Here is a 17,556-nt window from a genome sequence, read left to right as displayed (position 1 = left end):
GGTAAGGAAGTATTCCTAAACGGGGTCAAAAAAGGAAATCTAGGTTATATTCTAAAGACACAAATGATATTAAATGGGTTGAACTGTTAACAAGCGATGTCGTAAATGCTCAAAATCCTGTATTGATCATGCAGGATTTTGTTGTTTTTATTGTACTGTAGGGGCAAGTTAGTGATAGAAGAAGGAAATAAAACATATTATTTCAGTTATGCGCTAAAAAAGGGTGGATTCAGGACAAAACGATAGAAAAGGACAATAAATTCGTTGACTCTCCCCTTAGGGGAGGATTTACATTATGTTTTGTAAGGTTTTTTTAAAGGAGTAGAACAATATGCAAAAACAAAAAATGACGTTAGCTATAGTATTAATGAATCTATTCATTGCCTTTTTAGGAATTGGCCTTGTTATTCCAGTTACTCCTACAATCATGAATGAGTTAAATTTATCTGGATCAGTTGTCGGCTATATGGTTGCTGCTTTCGCTGTCACACAGTTAATTGTGTCACCAATTGCGGGCCGTTGGGCAGACCGATTTGGGCGAAAAAGAATGATCATTAATGGTCTAATAATTTTTAGTATTTCAGAGTTTTTATTCGGAATCGGAAAAACAGTTGAGGTTCTTTTTATTTCTCGTATGCTCGGCGGTGTCAGTGCAGCCTTCGTGATGCCAGCTGTAACAGCATTTATTGCAGATGTTACAACGGTTGATACACGGGCAAAAGCGCTGGGATATATGTCGGCAGCTATTTCAACAGGTTTCATTATTGGCCCTGGTATTGGCGGTTTTTTAGCAGAGATTGGTTCTCGTTTACCGTTCTTCTTTGCAGCAGGCTTAGGATTATTCGCGGCCATTTTATCTATTATCGCACTTCGTGAGCCAGAACGAAATCCTGGAAATGGAGAAGTAACCGGGCAAAAACCAGGGATTAAACGTATTTTTGCACCGATGTATTTTATATCCTTTATGATTATTTTAATCTCACAGTTTGGTTTAGCAGCCTTTGAATCGTTATTCGCACTATTTGTCGATCATAAATTTGGCTTTACATCGAAGGATATTGCCATCATGATATCAGGCGGAGGCATTATAGGTGCGATTGTTCAAGTTGCATTATTTGATAACTTTACTAAATGGTGGGGTGAAATTCGTTTAATTCGTTATAGCCTAATTCTCTCGACGATCCTTGTATTTTTAATAACATTCGTGAACACATACTTTACTATTTTACTTGTTACCATAACAGTATTTCTCGGATTTGATTTAATACGACCAGCTTTAACAACGTATTTATCAAAAATTGCTGGCAATGAACAAGGATTTGTTGGCGGTATGAATTCGATGTTTACAAGTATCGGTAATGTAATTGGACCAATTATTGGCGGGATTTTATTCGATATCGATTTAAACTATCCGTTTTATTTTGCAACAGTCTTATTAGCAGTTGGTATTGGGTTAACCCTTGCTTGGAAAGAGCCAGCATATCGTCCTGCATAAGTAATCAAAAAGCGTATTCTTTGTTTACCGAAAAGAATACGCTTCTTTGCTATACTTAGAGTAAGGAAGTGATAGAAATGAAGGAAAAGCTTTACACAACCGGTGAAGTCTCAAAACTAGTGAATATCTCGATTAAGGCCCTGCGTTATTACGATAAAATCAACTTATTTAAACCTGCTTATATCGATCCGGATACTAACTATCGTTATTATAAAGACTCTCAAATTTACCTTCTGGATCTAATCAAATCACTAAAATATATTGGTACACCATTAGAAGAAATGAAAAAAGTACAAGGATTAAAGAGAGATGATTTTTTCGCCTTTTTAACGGTACAAGAAAAAAATGTAAGGAAAAAAATCAATTTTTTATTAGAAATCGAACAAATTATTGCGAATGCTAAAAAGGGGTTGCAAAGACAGAAAGAATATCCTGCACTTGGTGAAGTGTTTCTTTCGTATGAAGAAGAAATACAAATTATCCAGACAAAGGCAGAAGGAATTGATCCGAAAAATATTTTACATGCTTCTTACAGTAAATTGAAGAAATTTGCTGCGTCAACTGAAGGATTTAGAAACAATGGTTATGGTGCCATTTTCTCCTATCAGCCTTATTCACATATTGATGAAGTTACTTATCAATATTTATTTACACCTGTTTTATCAAATAAACAGATTTCATTACTTAAGCAAGATACGGAAGTCGCAAAAATTCCACAAGGTAAATACGTATGTATTACGTTTAACAGCTTATCAACCGAAGATTACTTTCTAAACTTACAAAAACTAATTAATTATGTTGCGGTCCATCAATTAACGGTTATCAGTGATATATATGAGTCCTTAATTTACGTTCATAATTCTCCGAATCAACAAGAAGAATTTCTGATTGAAATGAGAATGCGCGTGACAGAAGCTACGAACAAAGGAAAGTTGAATAAGGAGTAGAGAAGTGAATAAATTTTATAGAGCGTTAACTCATGTAAACAAAATAGTTTATGAACCGAATCATTTAACTTTAAAATCAATTCAAGAAGAAAATCAAAATTCGGATTACGGTGCTGGAACATTTCAATTAAACTCTAGATCAGTTCGATTTAGAGTCGCAAAAATAACACCTAATAAAGTGGGGCAGTTTGTTGCCTTTTGGGAAAAAAACGAAAATAATAAAAATCAGCCCTTTTCATATGAAAAGGCTCCTGAGTTATTGGTTATCAATACCTCTATGAGTAATAATCAGTTTGGGCAATTTATTTTTCCGAAAGAAATTCTTGCCAAACGAAATATCCTTAAAACGAGTACTACAAAAGGGAAAATGGCAATAAGGATTTATCCTAGTTGGGATAATCCAACTAGTAAACAAGCGATAACAACTCAAAAATGGCAGTTACCCTATTTTGTTGATTTGAGTACTTCGAATAATTTACCCATACAAAAAATATTAGAACTGTATTCTCAGTAAATGGTGGTGGGGAAAAAAGAACACCTTTACAGGTGCCCTCGTACACTAAGGATGTAATTGGCTGATTACTAGGAATTAGCTAAAACTAAAAGTTGTTGATTGGCATTTTCTTTGATCACGCCACCATGGTAACAAATCACTGTTTTAATATCGTAGTTCGTAAATTTCTTAATCGACTGTAGGGCCGTCTCCATATCGGGTGTCGCATGTGGATTAGGACCCATGAGGATTCCATTTGCTGCCACAAGAGCATCCCCTGTGATTAGTGTCTTGCTTTGATGATGATACAAACTGATGTGGCCAGGAGTGTGTCCTGGGGTAAAGATAACGGTGATTCCTCCACAGAAAGGCAATACTTCCCCGTCACTAATGGTTTTATCCACTTTTGCAGTTAATGGTGTGCCAAACAGAGTTTTTATTTTCTGACGCTGTTCCTCCGGAAGAGATTCCAACATTTTAGCTACCCGTTCTGGGTTCATCTTAATTGAGGGTTTTTCACCTTCGATATAGGGCTTGTCTTCTTCATGGGCAAGGACTTCAATTTTATGATCAGCAGCCTTTAGAATTTCTGGAAGACTGCCAATATGGTCGATGTCCTGGTGTGTAAGAATCACTTTGGTCAGCTTGTTAAATGACACCCCGGCCTTCTCGATTGCTTCGCGAATCTCTCCAAGTTGACCAGGAATTCCAGTGTCAACTAAGATGACTTCGTTGTCATCCCAAATTAGCGTCGGATGAATCACACTTTGCTGCCCCATCATGTTCATAACCAATTCGATTGTTTCTATACCTTTCGCAATTTTCATTTCATTATAAAGCTCAGAGAGCCTTACCGCCACCTCCCTTTTTTTACATCATATCCTTGGTTTGTATGCACTAAATAAATTTGTCATTGAGAGTACCTTTGTCTATTTTCTTGAAACGGACAAAATAAAATCATCGATCATCGATTGAAAGCTGTCTTCTAAATTTACTGGATTCTGGAAAAATCCAAGGAAATTCAATGAGACAAAACCATGTAATAAACTCCTTAATGCTCGACTTTTATGAATCACTTGCGTTTCATCTTTGATATAAAAATCTAAAACCTGATGAATAATACCGGCAGTTTCTTTCGCTAAACGCTTTACTTCCTCATCTTCTGTACTTTGAATATTCATAAAAAGCTCATAAGCAGTCTCGTTTTCAAAAGCAAAGTCTCGATAAACATAGGCAAACTCTCTAATAGCATGTTCACCACTTTTGCCAATTAATCTTTGCATTAATTTCGCATTTAAGTTAGTTAAAAGGTATACCGTCATTTTTATTTTGAGATCATCCACATTAGTGAAATGATTATATAAAGATGGATATTTTATATCCAAAGCGGAAAAAACAGTACTTATTAAAAGTCCCTGTGTTGATTTACATGATTTTTTCATGCTCAGCAATCGGGCCAGATTGTTGAACAACAATTTTAAAGGAAATTGGATATTAATGTTAAAATGTAGATAAAATTGTGAAAGAATGTACTTAAACTAAAGGCGCAATTTAGGTCAATAAGAATTCACAGAAAAATTCAAGGATAAAGTAATAAATATGTTAATATTTAGTAAAGGGGTGGTAGTATGAAAGAGGAAAATAAACCATTTAATGATGTCATTGACCACTTTAACAAGATAGAAGGAAATGTTACGAATCCCGCAAATGCTAAATTTAGTAAGTTGCCAAAACCATTAAAATATATTGGATACTTTATGATTGCATTCTTTTCTGTATCTTTTATATTAATAATTATTTTAAGTTTATTAAACTAATTGATACTTGAATTCAAGAAAGTATGGGTTGCTGCGGCAGCCTTTTCTTTTTTAGCTAACGTAAGCAGTTTTGCACAAGAAGGATTATAAAAAAAACTAATTATTAAAAAAGTGGTAAAATTAAGAAAATGTGATAAAGAAAGTTGGGTGAGTAAATGTATTGGAAATTAAGAAATCCTCTATTATTGGGTATTATCGGAATTATATCGGGACTTGTTCAAAAGTTTCCAAATTTATTTCTTGTGAACACTTCTTATTTCATTAGGAGTGCTATTTTTATTGGTTTAATAGGTATCATTTTTACTATTTTAGAGAATACAAAAGTGAATGAAAAAAAGGTTCATTTTACGATTGGTGTTGGGATAATCCTTTTCGGTATCATCTTTGATTATCTAATGGCATAGTTTTCTAATTGTGCTAATGGGTTCGTTGGAGAAGGAATTGATCTCCTTGTTCCGCTAGGTGGGGTTAGAATAATAATAGTAAATGAGGTTGTGAATAAATGAAAAGACCTTTAGGAATATCATTAATAAGTTATTTTTACATATTTGGTGCAGTAATATTGATATCTCGACAATATTTTTTAGTGCAGAAGCAAATGAGTTTGGAATAGCAGATAGATTCGGTTTACTAAACTTCCCAGAACAAGTATTCAGGATTATAGTTGCGATTCTTTCCCTTGTCGGTATATATGGTTATATGCGTTTAAAAAGGTGGGGATTTTGGTTAAATGGTTATATATTCAGTTGGATTTGGGTTAGTAAGTTATATTCTATTATTCTCATATAACCAACAACCATTTATAGGGAATCTTATTTGGTCTGTAATCGTTCTAATATATACTTTATATGTTAGAAAATCCTTTTTCCATATAGAAAATGAAGGAAAAGTACATTGAGCATAAAATAGAAAAAGTATGGGAACTTTTGATATTGTGAAAAAATGTACTTAAAGTATGATTATAAACGAAGGAAGTGCAAAACGATGGATTTCGAAATGGTTATGCAGGAACTCGAAGCGCTAGGCAAGGAACGAATTAAGAAGACTTACTTAAGCAATGGTGCACACGAGCCGCTTTTTGGGGTGGCTACAGGCGCAATGAAGCCACACGCAAAGAAAATAAAGAAAAATCAGCCTTTAGCCGAGCAGCTTTACGCCACCGGGAACTATGATGCCATGTATTTTGCCGGCATCATTGCGGACCCAATGACAATGACGGAGGCGGATTTTGAGCGTTGGATGGATGCGGCGTATTTTTATATGCTGTCTGATTATGTGGTTGCAGTAACTTTGGCTGAAACCGATATTGCGCAAGCTGTTGCCGATAAATGGATCGCAAGCGGGGAAGAACTTAGAATGTCGGCAGGCTGGAGCTGTTACTGCTGGCTTTTGGGTAATCGCCCGGACAGCGAATTTAGTGCAAACAAGATTGCCAGTATGCTTGATCAGGTAGAAAATACGATACACGATTCTCCTGCTCGAACAAAATCCGCTATGAATAATTTTATTTACACAGTCGGGATTTCCTATTTGCCGCTCCATGATAAGGCGGTTGAAACCGCAAAGGCAGTAGGACCAGTCGAAATCAAGCGGGACAAGAAAAAAAGCAGTATTCTACTTGCTTCCGAAAATATCCAAAAGGAAATAGATAGAGGGAAGCTTGGTTTCAAGCGCAAATATGTCAGGTGTTAGCATCGCTTGTAGTGTATTGTAACTACACTAACTGCAACGAGAACTCCATACATCATTCGAAGGTTGCTGACAAGCAAGAATTGGTGGCTATTCAACAATCGGGCGCGTTTATTTAGGAACGCGTCTTTTTCGTGTATTGGGCCAATTTCCAGCTCTCTTATTTTAAAACATTGTTCATCTAAAAATTTGATAAGCATTGTAAACTTTTTACGCATTTAGACGTCTAGTATGCAGGAGGACGATGATGAATGACATAAATACGAAAAAGGAACTTAATTCTGAACTGAATATTGTATATAGGTACCTACGCAAATTAAATATCTCTCATGCGGATGCGGAAGATATTGTTCAGGAAACCGCATATAAGTACCTACTATACTCTGATACGATACAGTCTTCCAAGATTCGAAGCTGGCTCATTCGTGTAGCTTTAAACTTTCATTACGATCAGTGCAGAAAGAAAAAACGGTATGATTTCTATCTAAATAATGAAATTCTAGACACGGATATTCAAACGGATCCCGAGGCATTAATCTTGGTCAAAGAAAGAAAAGACCTACTCGAACATGCTCTTTCGAAATTGAAGCCTCGATATAGGGAACTGCTGCTTTTAAAGTATCAAACGGAGTTATCATATGAAGAGATATCAGCATTATTAGAACTTAGCGTCAGTTTAGTCAAGACGAATTTATTTAGGGCAAGGAAACAGTTTGCAAAGATTTACAAGGAGGAAAAACATGAGCGATAAACAAGATTCAAAGAATGTGGAGGATATTGATTTTCTTAGTAGTCCAGCCATGCAGAAAGCCATCAGAAAAACGAAAAGAAAACAGACGATAAAGTATGTGATTATAACGGTCCTAACAATGATCATTCTAATTACGGGTTTTTTTAGCAGTAGTCAATACCTTATCAATAAGCGAATAGAAAAAGAAGATAGTACAATGTTTGACACGGTTCATGGTGCAAACATACAAGCAAGTGGTGGGGGATATAATTATGATCTTTTCAGTGTTACCTCAGAAACAAGATACCGTAAAACAATTGGAGACCGTACTATACTATGGGATATCAAAAGGGAAAAAATCCCCCTTTTTGGGAGGAAAGAAACACTGGAAAGCGGAAATGGTATGGTGGAAGTCAATTCTCTTAATAAAAGTGCACAGAGATATGTCCGTTACAATGACTTAAATAATGAGAGAAAAATTGATTTTTATTATCCTGGATTATCTTATGATTTTTTACCAAATGAACTTAAAATTGCTACTGGTTTAGATGAGAATGTCTTGATCGAAGTTGCACTTTCCTTTAATAAACCAATGACTATAACAGAAGTAAGTAAGCAACTAGGACATGACAATGTCAATTGGTTATGGGTTGATACAACATCAGTAGCTCAAATGAAAAGGATGGAAAAAGAACTTGATAGTGATAGTAATAAAACAAAGGGCGGAGGCGGAGCATTTGGTTTTGATGTGAACCCAGAATACTCATATTCAGAAAAAAATGGACAGTTTTTTATGGATACGATGGATCAGCTGAGTCAAACTGATTCACATAAGCGTTCAATAAAAGAAGCCCTCAAAGGAATTAACGAAAACACTCAATCGACAGATGGGAAAATTCGATTAAACGGAGCCGTTGTAACAGGAACCTCTGCAGAACTGCGACGCTTTCAGAACTTGGATTTCATCCGTGCTTCGGTTCTTGGGGCGACGATTGATAAATATTAATTCATTGGTAGGTGGATACATGAAAAGCGAGAAAGAAAAGAGGAAAATCAATACAGAAGACGGTTGGAATCGAACATTCTTTGGCAATCCTACCATAAGCGGTTTTATCAATAGTAATCATATATATTCTTTATCAGATGATATTTTGCTGATTTAGTAACAAAAATGACAAGGAGGAAAAGGAATTGGGCTTTTTTGGAATATCCAATGCAGCGTGGATGCTCCAGAGGGATCTTCAACAATCGGGCACTTTAATGGAAGAAGAGTCACAGAAATGATCAATCCTTTTTAAAAGAATGATTCAATTGAAGATAGAAAATCATGTTTTGATTACTCTTTTTTCAAAACATGATCTTTCTATTTGCTCCAATCCATACGCCGCTTACCGGATGCTTGCGCTTTTCTTGTTAGCAAAGGTAATTTTAACGGACAGTCCAATGCCATTTAATAGCGTCTTTTTCAACACTTTTGACAAAATGGTCTTTTCCATCGCCATATCCATCAATATCATTGGGATATTGTTCCGCAAGTTTGCTCTTTAATTCCCCATACTGTTTACATATTTCGGGGTGTTCACGAAGGTAATCTCTAAATGACAAGTGTCTTTCAATTTCTTCGAAGTTGTTATATTGGAAAGCATGAATTTGGTGAGTACGATTATCTCCACCTTTGCGGAAATATCTTCGTCCGGTGATTCCAAATTCACCCATAACCTCATACCCAAGATCTTCAAATGGTTTAGAAAATGAGTCCAAATTATTAATATCATTGACCACAAGTAAAATATCAATAATTGGTTTTGCTTTTAGACCTGGTACCGAAGTACTGCCAATATGAAAACTGTTTACCAATTCTTCTTGAAGAATAGGCTTAATAGCCTGTTCTTCTTTTTTATACTCATTTTTCCAATTTTGATCATATTCTACAACTTTTATAATCATTACTCACACCTCTTTCCTAAATAAAAGTAAAACTTGGTATCAGCTAGTTGTAAGTATACCTAAACCGTATAAACAAATGTAAAGATTGTCTATGATAGTTATTGGATTTTTTCAATAGACCAGTTCAAAAATCTTCTCGAAAATCATGGGATTTTGATTCTTTCCTTGTTCGGGAGTAGAAACCTGTCCCTCTGTCCTATTAATGGTCATAATTGATTTACAATCCCTTGTAACCATTGTAACCAAACTGTAAATGTCTACGTAAAACCCTTTAGGGCAGGGGTTTTGGTCATACAACAAAGTAGTTCGGAATATTTTCCCACAAAGACCAGTCGCTTTAATATGTTACACTCAGTTGTGAGAAAAAGTAAAATACTTTAGGAGGTAACCTATGAAAAAACGTTTGGTTACAACTACACTAGCATTCTCCATTGGTTTTAGTACTTTTTTGGCAGCCCCTATCGCTATGAATCCAAAAAAGGTCTCAGCTGCAACCGTTAATACTCAAAACAATCAACTAGCAGTCGAAGCAAAGGCAGATCAATTAATTCAAACGGGGAAGAGTCTAATAGGGAAGGCTACTTACAGTACTACCGAGTATAAGTCAACTTACCCTTACAAATTTTCATGTGCAACATTCATTGATTATATTTTTAAACAGAATGGGGTAGACCTTGCTACTTACAATGAAGATTATATGGTGCAGCAAGGGACATACGTCCCAAGAAATCAATTACAAAAAGGGGATTTAGTGTTCTTTAAAAGTAAGAAAACGGGCACGGATCCAGATCATGTAGCGTTGTATATTGGCAACAATAAAGTGATTCATATGGCTGACTCTAAACAAAATATTGTTATTGCTGATATGAATAGTAAGCCATATTATACAGACGCTTACTTTTCTGCCCGAAGAGTACTACCAAGCTTACTCCCTTCAAACCCAGCAACAAAAGGGGATAACATTGTTGGACAAGCATTTAATTTAATGAAAAAAGTGACCATGGGCAGTGTTAATGATGAAAAAGCAATGAAGTTTACAGGTACAGGCTTTGTTAACTATGTTTATAAAACAAATGGCGTTAATTTAGGAACAACTAATATAAAAGAACAAATGAAACTAGGCACCACAGTTTCACGTGGAAACTTAAAGAAAGGTGATTTGATCTTTTTCAATAGTGTTATAGGTTCAAGCACACCGTCTTTAGTAGCCATTTACGCAGGAGATCACAGAATCATTATTCCAACTTCTAGCGGTATCTCAACTAGGGTTCTGTTTGTTGATTACTATGCCCAGCATTATATCACGGCAAAACGTGTTTTCTAAGACAGTGTTTTACAGGTAGAGAAAGAGCCCGCAGCCAAGTACCGTACCAGCAGATAAAATTCTGTTTGGGCTAAGAACAACTATGCTACAGCAAGACGTGTTCTTTGATTGTGTAATGGAAAAAGAAGTTAAAAAAATCAGAAGCATTCGATGCTACGGCATTCGAATGCTTCTTTGTTATTAGGTCGTTTTTAAACTGTTCGCAAAATCTATCATGGAGCGGCTTGACATAGGCCCCTTAATAAGTAGAATTGCGTTACCATCAAGTATAGGATCTAATACTTCTTTAAGACCACTGACATTTTGAAACATATGGATATTTGCCTTGCTTCCGTCTTGTTTCGCTTGTCTTGCTATTTCTTCTGCCTTACTTCCGATTGTAACTAGAGTGTGGATGTTTCGCTTCGCAACCAAAGTACCAATTTCACGATGATACTTCTTTTCAAAATTTCCTAATCTATTAATATCGCCTAACACAAGAATGATATTTTTACCCTCGCCAATAGAATCAAGCACCTTTAATGCGGCTTCCACAGAAGTGGGATTATTTGTCCATGTATCATCTATAATCGTACTCCCGCCGAACCCATTTGAAAACTCCAGATGCCTCGCCATATTTTTAAAGGTTGCAAGGCGAGAAATTCCTTCCTTAATATCCATTCCCATATCGTTCACAGCCGCTAGTGCAGCTAGTGCGTTAAATACTTGATGCTCGCCATAGCCGGGGATAAAAGCTTCGTACGTACGATTTGAAACATGTAGCAGGAATTCCATTCCATTATTCGCGAATTTAATGGTGGAGGCTCTGAAATCAGAGCGCATATCGGTTCCAAAATAAATAATCTTTCCTTTAAATGAATGCAGTGGAATCTTTTTAGTATTTTCATCATTAGCATTTAAAATCAATGTACCGTCTTTTTTCACTCCATCAACTATTTCAGCCTTTGCTTTTATATACCCTTCAAGATTTCCGCATCCATCTAAATGATGGACACCGATCGTGGTAATGATCCCAATTGTAGGTTGATAAATCAAACACTGATGCTTAATGTTACCTGAATTTCCTAGCCCATGTTCAAAAACCGCTGCATCTGTTTTTTCATCAATCCCCATTAGATACGGTAATGATCTTCGTGGTTCATTCTTGCTGCTTTCGGAAGCTTGGACATTTTGATCCTTGCTTAAAATATGTTTAATCATATCTTTCGTTGTTGTTTTTCCACATGTTCCCGTTATTGTCACAACAGGGATATGAAAAAGACCACGGTAATACTCGATAAATTTCCAGTATGCTTGCACAAGACTATCAACTTTGATGACTGTCGTATTCGGGAGGGCCATTTTCAGCTCCGAAGTAGGCTTATCCGAAATCACGAGAGAAGGTCCCTTTTTATTAATCGCATTCCAATTAATTGTATCGTCCCTGCTAACAAACAAAAGGGTATATCGCTTTGTATGATCGTGACGATTATAATAAATGGTCTCTCTTACCTGCCAACTTTCTGAACCATTAATTAATTTGCCCTGAAGCAATTGTCGAATGTCTTTCACTAATAAAGGTTGCAAACAACTTCCTCCTTTCCTCTGAATAGCATATGAAAATCCGAGTCAAATTGTATAGGTGTTGCGTTGGAATATGCTAATGCCTTTCTATGCCGACATAAAGCAAGCTTCAAAAAGGAAGAAAGGAAGGAGAGGATATATATATAGGACAAACCAAATAAATTAATAATGTAAAAGACGGTTGTAAAGAAATATATGTTAATTCTTAGCTCTACTCTTTCTGTCATCTTATTTTGATATTCTTCGCAGAGATGTGATTTTCTCATATAGTGTTAAATCATGCAGAAGCTTGAAATTCCCGTTCACAAGTGGAGCGGTATTCACCTCATATAGCCAAACCTGCTTCTCTGCATCTAAACCCATGTCAATGCCAAATTCCTTGTTATTTGGATACACAGGGCTTATTTTTTTTGCTGTATTTAAAATACAATCATGTAGTTTTTCTTTTACCTGCTGCTGATCCTCTTCTGTATAACCGAGCATATCAGTAAACAGAGTATCCAGTTGGATTGGTGTTCCGCCTATAAGGGAGGTGGTAACAATAGATCCAGGTGCCCCGAGACGGACACAAATGCCGCCTATGGTCCACTCTCCCCTTACACGAAGGACGTGTGCTCTTATGTCAAAATTTCTTTGATCCAAGGTGACACTTTCTATTCCTTTTTGTATGATATGGCGAGTATGAGAGGTCATAAGTTGAACAGTTTTCCATAAATCAGGGAACTTGTGAAATTCTTGGGGTGTCGCCGATTCACTTCTGCGTATTAAATACAATCCATTTTCTGCATTCTCGATTCGGATAACTCCTTTCGATTTGCAGCCTTGATCCGGTTTCAAATAAATCTTGTTGTAGGATTCCATCATTTTCCTGAATGCGCGATATTCAAGTATCTCTGTATGAGGCAGATAATCTTTAGTTTCAGGGTAGGACTGAAGAACATAAAACATGACGGCTTTACTTTTTACCTGGCGTCTTTCAATAGCCATTGGCTCACCTTCCTAAGTATCTTAAATGTTTTGGACTAGCCTTAATATTTCAATACACACAGTAAATTCATATATATTAAATTATGAATTTTTATATTTAATGTATAGTTACCTGTCCAAAATGAAGAGAATTTATTTCACCATTAATATTAACGATAAAAGATAACCTAATAATCTCTTTTTACCTTATACGCCGTGCCCGCCATTTCCTGTATCTCATAAAATGGTCATAGAGAATTTGAACAATTGAGAGAGTTGCCTGCGAACAATGAAAAGACGAAGGAGGAAATAAGGTGGAACAGCCTAAATATATAACTGATTTAGACAAAATACCGTATTTAACAAAGGAAGAAAAAGAGACACTTAAGCAGGTTTCAGAAAAATTCGTATTCAGGGTAAATGAATATTATCTTAGCCTTATTGACTGGTCCGATCCACAAGACCCCTTAAAAAAGCTGGTCATTCCAGATTCAGAAGAATTATTGGAATATGGTCGATGGGATGCATCGGATGAGGATACGAATTATCATGTACCAGGTTGTCAGCATAAATATTCAACAACTGCACTTCTATTGGTTTCAGAAGTTTGTGGAGCCTATTGCAGATATTGCTTTCGAAAACGATTATTCCGGTCGGACGTAAAGGAAGCAATGCCAGATGTAACTGAGGGTCTCAAATATATCAGGGAGACACCGGAGATTAATAATGTTCTTCTCACTGGGGGAGATCCGCTAATCTTGGGAACCGCAAAACTCCGTTGGATTCTCGAGGAATTAAGGTCTATTGATCATGTGAAAATCGTTCGTATTGGTTCAAAAATGCCAGTATTTAATCCCATGAGAATTTATGAAGATATAAATCTGCTGTCTACATTAAAGGAGTTTTCTAAAGAAGATAAACGTATTTATGTCATGGCACACATTAATCATCCGCGGGAATTTACTGAACAGGCCCGAAAAGCTGTCCAGTCTTTGCACGAAGCAGGCGTCATTGTCGTAAATCAAACTCCTGTACTTAAAGGGATTAATGATGACCCAATTGTACTAGGAGAATTATTGGATCAACTTTCCTGGGCAGGGGTAACGCCATATTATTTTTTTGTGAATAGGCCAGTAGCAGGAAATAGTTCCTTTGTCCTTACCTTGGAACAGGTTTACCAAATTGTAGAACAAGCGAAGGCTAGAACTTCAGGGCTAGGAAAAAGGGTTAAATTAGTAATGAGTCACACCTCCGGGAAAATTGAAATTCTAGCAATCGAAAACGGAAAGGCTTACCTTAAGTATCATCAATCACGTGATGGTGATTATGGAAAGTTCATGATCTTGGATTGTCCTCCTTCCGCTTCCTGGTTTGATGATTTACCGGACAATGAACAATATTGGAAAAAGCCGATAAAAAAGACTGATAAAGTTGTTTCGGTTAATGAATTACCCACGATGCCTTTCAAAAAAATAGGATCCTCTGAATAAAATGAAAAGAAGGCAAAAATCAAAAAATTTGGAGAGGTGTTTATTCTTACCTTCAATATTGGCAAGTGGGAACAAGCTAAGCTATTTATGAATGACTCTATCCTGTCCCGTTGTTTTCCGGAAACCAGGTCGTATAGTAAAGACGATTTATTGAATTTTATAAATAGATATAAGACAGTATTTATTAAACCTGATTTAAGTGGTCAGGGAAGAGGGATTTTACTCGTCAATAAAGAGACACAAGGTGGATATCATATTTTGGGCTGCTCGCTGCAAGGAAAATCCGTAGATGAGCATATTGCTACAATCGAGGATTTGCATAATTTCATTCAACCATATACTAAATTTCAGAGAATCCTTCCATATGTTATTCAAGAAGGAATCCAAAGTACAACTCCCAGTGGACTATCATCAGGTATTAGGGTTCATGAAATGGATTGTCGGAGGAATGCTTGGAAAACTTTCAGCAGGCAATGATAGAATTGTGAACAGACATCGTGGTTTGTAGACAAAGGGCATTTCGAATGTCCCCATTCGGTTGCCTTTTTCTATTTTTATGTATATTTCTGTTGAATTTTTCTTAAAGTAGACCCCTCCGGGGTCAATATTTATCCCGTTTTTGGACTATTCCAAGTCCATGTAGCCATCTTCTTTAAATTCATGGCAGCAAAAGTAAGCATCGCCTGCATGGACAATTTTTTAAGACCTCTTAAGGTTGTCCATCGCATACCATGCTTCTCTTTTGCATCTGCAAATACACGTTCAATTGCTTCTTTACGGCGTGCATAAATCAATTTATTCTCTTCTGTATGACGAAGGTGTATTTTATGCAGTCTTACGAATCAGTCTCATTTTGTAATTTCCGAATTTCCACAATTCGTTTCCATATGGTCTTATTTTCAATGCGAGCAAATCCGCCGATTCCTGGAGTTGTATTCACTTCAAATAATACAGGTCTTCCTGTGCGATTTAACCCAAAATCAAGGCCATATTCCCTGCAAGGGAAATAGGAAGAAATCACTTCAGCTACTGTGATAGAAACTTCCTTTAAACAATCAACGACCTCTTTTTTCTTAGAATCCTCCATTTCTGAATGTAACATCAACAATTCATCTAACGACAGTACAAGAGCCCCCCGATGGGTGTTGGCTATTCCATGATCAATTGTTGCTGATATTCCAATCTTTCCAAACATGCCACCAATAACCCATTCTCCCTTTAAATTCTGCACATGAACCCGAATGCTAAAGGGCTGTCCATTTTGAATCCAACTCTGGATTCCCTCCTGAATAATATAGGTGCCACTTAATTTCCCAAATTTCTCAAATGGGTGTAGAAGTTGGTGAAAATCCTCAATTGCCGCAACACATTTATTTATTGGTTCACCTTGCATGGTAAAACCGTTAAAGCAATAATGCTCGTCTTTTCTTTTGTAAACTTTATACATTGCTCTTCCTTGTCCGGCTGAATTGTATTTAACATAAACAAAATCATAACGACTAATAAAATCTAATAGGTTTTCAAGACTGTATTTGGTCGTTTCTGGAATAAATTTGGCTGTTATAGGATTTTGTTGCAAAAGCAAACTTTGTTTCCATTTCCCTAGAGTATCGCTCACGAAAGACACCTCATTAGTCATTTATTTTGGTTTGTTTGTAACTTTGTGTGGATGGTAGAAGGGACACTATTAGGATTCGAGAAACCTCGCATCTTGTTTAGCTTTTAATATATTCATATACATGTCATGGTTTTCCAGCCTATAAAACATGGAGAGGTCTGGTTGATAATTTCCTTCAATGATCCAGATATCCCCTTGATCGGTGACTCCAATGTCAAATCCAATGATAGTAATCTCTCGAACGTTTTCTTCAAGCTGATTAGCAGCAGAGATGCAAATGGCTTCCATTTTTGATTCAAGCGTTTCTTTATTCTTATTTGTTATGTTTGAGTCTTGAATAGCTTCCTCCAGTGATAGTAGTTTCTGGGTTGCATTGGTAATGAAGAAATCTTGATCAGCGACTTTAACGATTTTTCCAGAAACATGCCAAGCTGAATCGTACTTTTGAATAATGACTCTTACATCGATTGGACAATCATTAATCGTCGCTAGTGGTAATGGTTGCTGAACTATATAATTCTTCCTTGTTAAAAAATGTTCCTCAATAAAACAATAAGCTTCCTCTATGCTCGCCTTCATGAGCTTTTTTCTTCCTGTGTGGATTTCATAAGTGAGCTGATCGTTTGAGCTGATTTTTACGATTCCTAAACCTTTTTGGCCGTTACAAGGCTTAATGATTACGTCTTTATATTTGAGAAGAAAATGATTAAAAGTAACTTTACTGAATAAATCTGTATTTGGTAAAAAAGAAGAAAGAGTACTATTGCTGTTAAGTGTAGTGAACTGGCTCCACTTACTTGTAGGGTAATGCAATATAGTATCTTGAATCCATATTCCTCCTTTTAGGTCATATGCGATTTCAATGACAATCGTATTGCATTCTGGAAAAGCTTCCCCGAGTGTGTTCGCTGCTAGAATAGATATGTTCTCGATCTTTTTTAAAAAATACATGTAAAAAAACTGGCCGAACAAAGAGCGTTTTTTCTCCGTTTTGGATACAGAGCACCATTCAGCAGAAGGTGATTTTCGATGAACGGTGACGAAATATTGGAAGGGGCTCTGGAGAAAATATGAATGGAATTTGCCAGGCTGAATGATATGGTGTTTTTGAGTTAATTTATGACGAACCAGATGTTGATAAAGATCTTCTTTGTCAATTAGTTTAGTCAGCTTCGCCCTTGAGATGATCTTAAATTGATTATTTTCTGAGGAAACAAAAATCTCACCTGGGCCAAAAGCAGGTTTAATGACAATCGTTTTATATTTTTCTAAAAATGTGAATAGGGAATCCTTTGAAAATAGTTTAGTTTCTAACAGGTGTTTAGATAATTTTTCTTCAGAATTTAATAGTCTATACTGGCTTATTCGACCACTACTGGCCTTCAAAGTCCCCACCTCTCTTAATTGTTCATACTCTATACTATTCATCTAAATCATTTTTTCTTGGATATTTTGTTAGTTTAATATGAAAAAATAA

18 protein-coding genes and 1 pseudogene are annotated in these 17,556 nt (G+C 36.2%); 11 read left to right on the top strand and 8 right to left on the bottom strand.

Annotated elements, in window-relative coordinates:
* The first annotated feature begins 331 nt into the window (after positions 1-331).
* The 3 genes from norA (at position 332) to M5A78_RS08885 (ending at position 2,956) form a co-directional block, all read left to right on the top strand.
* Positions 332-1,495: a multidrug efflux MFS transporter NorA gene (gene norA, locus M5A78_RS08895; protein ID WP_248734923.1), complete on the top strand. Its 1,164-nt coding sequence runs from the start codon at positions 332-334 to the stop codon at positions 1,493-1,495.
* A 77-nt stretch (positions 1,496-1,572) separates the two neighbouring features.
* The gene (locus tag M5A78_RS08890; RefSeq protein WP_248734922.1) at positions 1,573-2,442 is read left to right on the top strand and encodes a MerR family transcriptional regulator; all 870 of its coding nucleotides are present in this window, start codon (positions 1,573-1,575) and stop codon (positions 2,440-2,442) included.
* A gap of 4 nt (positions 2,443-2,446) precedes the next feature.
* Complete coding sequence (locus M5A78_RS08885; protein WP_248734921.1) at positions 2,447-2,956, top strand: MepB family protein; 510 nt, start codon at positions 2,447-2,449, stop codon at positions 2,954-2,956.
* 68 nt (positions 2,957-3,024) lie between these two features.
* Here M5A78_RS08885 and M5A78_RS08880 read toward each other — a convergent pair whose 3' ends face one another.
* Both M5A78_RS08880 and M5A78_RS08875 read right to left on the bottom strand, forming a co-directional pair.
* Entirely contained in the window at positions 3,025-3,762 is a 738-nt protein-coding gene (locus M5A78_RS08880; protein WP_248734920.1) for an MBL fold metallo-hydrolase, read from the bottom strand.
* A 102-nt stretch (positions 3,763-3,864) separates the two neighbouring features.
* Positions 3,865-4,377, bottom strand: a complete 513-nt coding sequence (locus M5A78_RS08875; protein ID WP_248734919.1) for a TetR-like C-terminal domain-containing protein — start codon at positions 4,375-4,377, stop codon at positions 3,865-3,867.
* A gap of 186 nt (positions 4,378-4,563) precedes the next feature.
* Here M5A78_RS08875 and M5A78_RS08870 point away from each other — a divergent pair, with 186 nt between their 5' ends.
* The 5 genes from M5A78_RS08870 (at position 4,564) to M5A78_RS08850 (ending at position 8,177) form a co-directional block, all read left to right on the top strand.
* Positions 4,564-4,752 (top strand): amino acid transporter, encoded by a 189-nt coding sequence (locus M5A78_RS08870; RefSeq protein WP_248734918.1) that lies wholly within the window; start codon positions 4,564-4,566, stop codon positions 4,750-4,752.
* Between the two features lie 155 nt (positions 4,753-4,907).
* The gene (locus M5A78_RS08865) at positions 4,908-5,156 is read left to right on the top strand and encodes a hypothetical protein (RefSeq protein WP_248734917.1); all 249 of its coding nucleotides are present in this window, start codon (positions 4,908-4,910) and stop codon (positions 5,154-5,156) included.
* A gap of 580 nt (positions 5,157-5,736) precedes the next feature.
* On the top strand, positions 5,737-6,444 hold the full coding sequence (locus tag M5A78_RS08860; protein WP_248734947.1) for a DNA alkylation repair protein: 708 nt from the start codon (positions 5,737-5,739) through the stop codon (positions 6,442-6,444).
* A 241-nt stretch (positions 6,445-6,685) separates the two neighbouring features.
* Entirely contained in the window at positions 6,686-7,192 is a 507-nt protein-coding gene (locus tag M5A78_RS08855) for an RNA polymerase sigma factor (RefSeq protein WP_248734916.1), read from the top strand.
* A complete protein-coding gene (locus M5A78_RS08850; protein WP_248734915.1) occupies positions 7,182-8,177 on the top strand; it encodes an anti sigma factor C-terminal domain-containing protein in 996 nt (331 codons plus the stop codon). Before M5A78_RS08855 ends, M5A78_RS08850 begins: the two co-directional genes overlap by 11 nt.
* 422 nt (positions 8,178-8,599) lie before the next feature.
* Here the strand turns inward: M5A78_RS08850 and M5A78_RS08845 are convergent, their stop codons facing one another.
* Positions 8,600-9,118, bottom strand: coding sequence for a GrpB family protein (locus tag M5A78_RS08845; RefSeq protein WP_248734914.1), 519 nt, complete (start codon positions 9,116-9,118; stop codon positions 8,600-8,602).
* A gap of 391 nt (positions 9,119-9,509) precedes the next feature.
* Between M5A78_RS08845 and M5A78_RS08840 the strand changes: the two genes are divergently transcribed.
* Positions 9,510-10,442, top strand: coding sequence for an NlpC/P60 family protein (locus M5A78_RS08840; protein ID WP_248734913.1), 933 nt, complete (start codon positions 9,510-9,512; stop codon positions 10,440-10,442).
* A 180-nt stretch (positions 10,443-10,622) separates the two neighbouring features.
* Here M5A78_RS08840 and M5A78_RS08835 read toward each other — a convergent pair whose 3' ends face one another.
* Positions 10,623-12,008, bottom strand: a complete 1,386-nt coding sequence (locus tag M5A78_RS08835; protein WP_248734912.1) for a Mur ligase family protein — start codon at positions 12,006-12,008, stop codon at positions 10,623-10,625.
* 225 nt (positions 12,009-12,233) lie between these two features.
* Positions 12,234-12,992, bottom strand: a complete 759-nt coding sequence (locus M5A78_RS08830) for a YheC/YheD family protein (RefSeq protein ID WP_248734911.1) — start codon at positions 12,990-12,992, stop codon at positions 12,234-12,236.
* Positions 12,993-13,285: 293 nt separating this feature from the next.
* On the opposite strand from M5A78_RS08830, the gene M5A78_RS08825 reads away from it, so the two are divergent.
* Together M5A78_RS08825 and M5A78_RS08820 are read left to right on the top strand one after the other, a co-directional pair.
* Positions 13,286-14,461 carry a KamA family radical SAM protein gene (locus M5A78_RS08825; RefSeq protein WP_248734910.1) on the top strand — a complete coding sequence of 392 codons (1,176 nt, stop codon included), beginning with the start codon at positions 13,286-13,288 and terminating at the stop codon, positions 14,459-14,461.
* Positions 14,462-14,497: 36 nt separating this feature from the next.
* Positions 14,498-14,938, top strand: coding sequence for a YheC/YheD family protein (locus M5A78_RS08820; RefSeq protein WP_248734909.1), 441 nt, complete (start codon positions 14,498-14,500; stop codon positions 14,936-14,938).
* On the opposite strand, the pseudogene M5A78_RS24890 reads toward M5A78_RS08820, so the two are convergent.
* The 3 genes and pseudogenes from M5A78_RS24890 to M5A78_RS08805 form a co-directional block, all read right to left on the bottom strand.
* Positions 14,873-15,282 (bottom strand): annotated as a pseudogene (locus tag M5A78_RS24890) (transposase); the annotation flags it as partial. The gene M5A78_RS08820 and the pseudogene M5A78_RS24890 sit on opposite strands and share 66 nt — an antisense overlap.
* Positions 15,283-15,296: 14 nt before the next feature.
* Positions 15,297-16,079 carry a YheC/YheD family protein gene (locus tag M5A78_RS08810; RefSeq protein WP_248734908.1) on the bottom strand — a complete coding sequence of 261 codons (783 nt, stop codon included), beginning with the start codon at positions 16,077-16,079 and terminating at the stop codon, positions 15,297-15,299.
* Between the two features lie 69 nt (positions 16,080-16,148).
* Positions 16,149-17,465: a YheC/YheD family protein gene (locus M5A78_RS08805; RefSeq protein WP_248734907.1), complete on the bottom strand. Its 1,317-nt coding sequence runs from the start codon at positions 17,463-17,465 to the stop codon at positions 16,149-16,151.
* Positions 17,466-17,556: the final 91 nt, after the last annotated feature.

The organism is Neobacillus rhizosphaerae (assembly GCF_937468385.1).
In the GTDB taxonomy this organism is placed as follows: Bacteria; Bacillota; Bacilli; order Bacillales; family Cytobacillaceae; genus Neobacillus; species Neobacillus rhizosphaerae.
The sequence above is the reverse complement of the archived record's forward strand: the minus strand, read 5'-3'. Positions and strand labels throughout refer to the sequence as shown.

Coding starts and splice junctions, on each gene's coding strand:
- M5A78_RS08865 (WP_248734917.1), top strand. CDS start 4,908: ATGTATTGGAAATTAAGAAATCCTCTATTATTGGGTATTATCGGAATT.
- M5A78_RS08890 (WP_248734922.1), top strand. CDS start 1,573: ATGAAGGAAAAGCTTTACACAACCGGTGAAGTCTCAAAACTAGTGAAT.
- M5A78_RS08855 (WP_248734916.1), top strand. CDS start 6,686: ATGATGAATGACATAAATACGAAAAAGGAACTTAATTCTGAACTGAAT.
- M5A78_RS08875 (WP_248734919.1), bottom strand. CDS start 4,377: ATGAAAAAATCATGTAAATCAACACAGGGACTTTTAATAAGTACTGTT.
- M5A78_RS08840 (WP_248734913.1), top strand. CDS start 9,510: ATGAAAAAACGTTTGGTTACAACTACACTAGCATTCTCCATTGGTTTT.
- norA (WP_248734923.1), top strand. CDS start 332: ATGCAAAAACAAAAAATGACGTTAGCTATAGTATTAATGAATCTATTC.
- M5A78_RS08845 (WP_248734914.1), bottom strand. CDS start 9,118: ATGATTATAAAAGTTGTAGAATATGATCAAAATTGGAAAAATGAGTAT.
- M5A78_RS08850 (WP_248734915.1), top strand. CDS start 7,182: ATGAGCGATAAACAAGATTCAAAGAATGTGGAGGATATTGATTTTCTT.
- M5A78_RS08880 (WP_248734920.1), bottom strand. CDS start 3,762: ATGAAAATTGCGAAAGGTATAGAAACAATCGAATTGGTTATGAACATG.
- M5A78_RS08870 (WP_248734918.1), top strand. CDS start 4,564: ATGAAAGAGGAAAATAAACCATTTAATGATGTCATTGACCACTTTAAC.
- M5A78_RS08830 (WP_248734911.1), bottom strand. CDS start 12,992: ATGGCTATTGAAAGACGCCAGGTAAAAAGTAAAGCCGTCATGTTTTAT.
- M5A78_RS08860 (WP_248734947.1), top strand. CDS start 5,737: ATGGATTTCGAAATGGTTATGCAGGAACTCGAAGCGCTAGGCAAGGAA.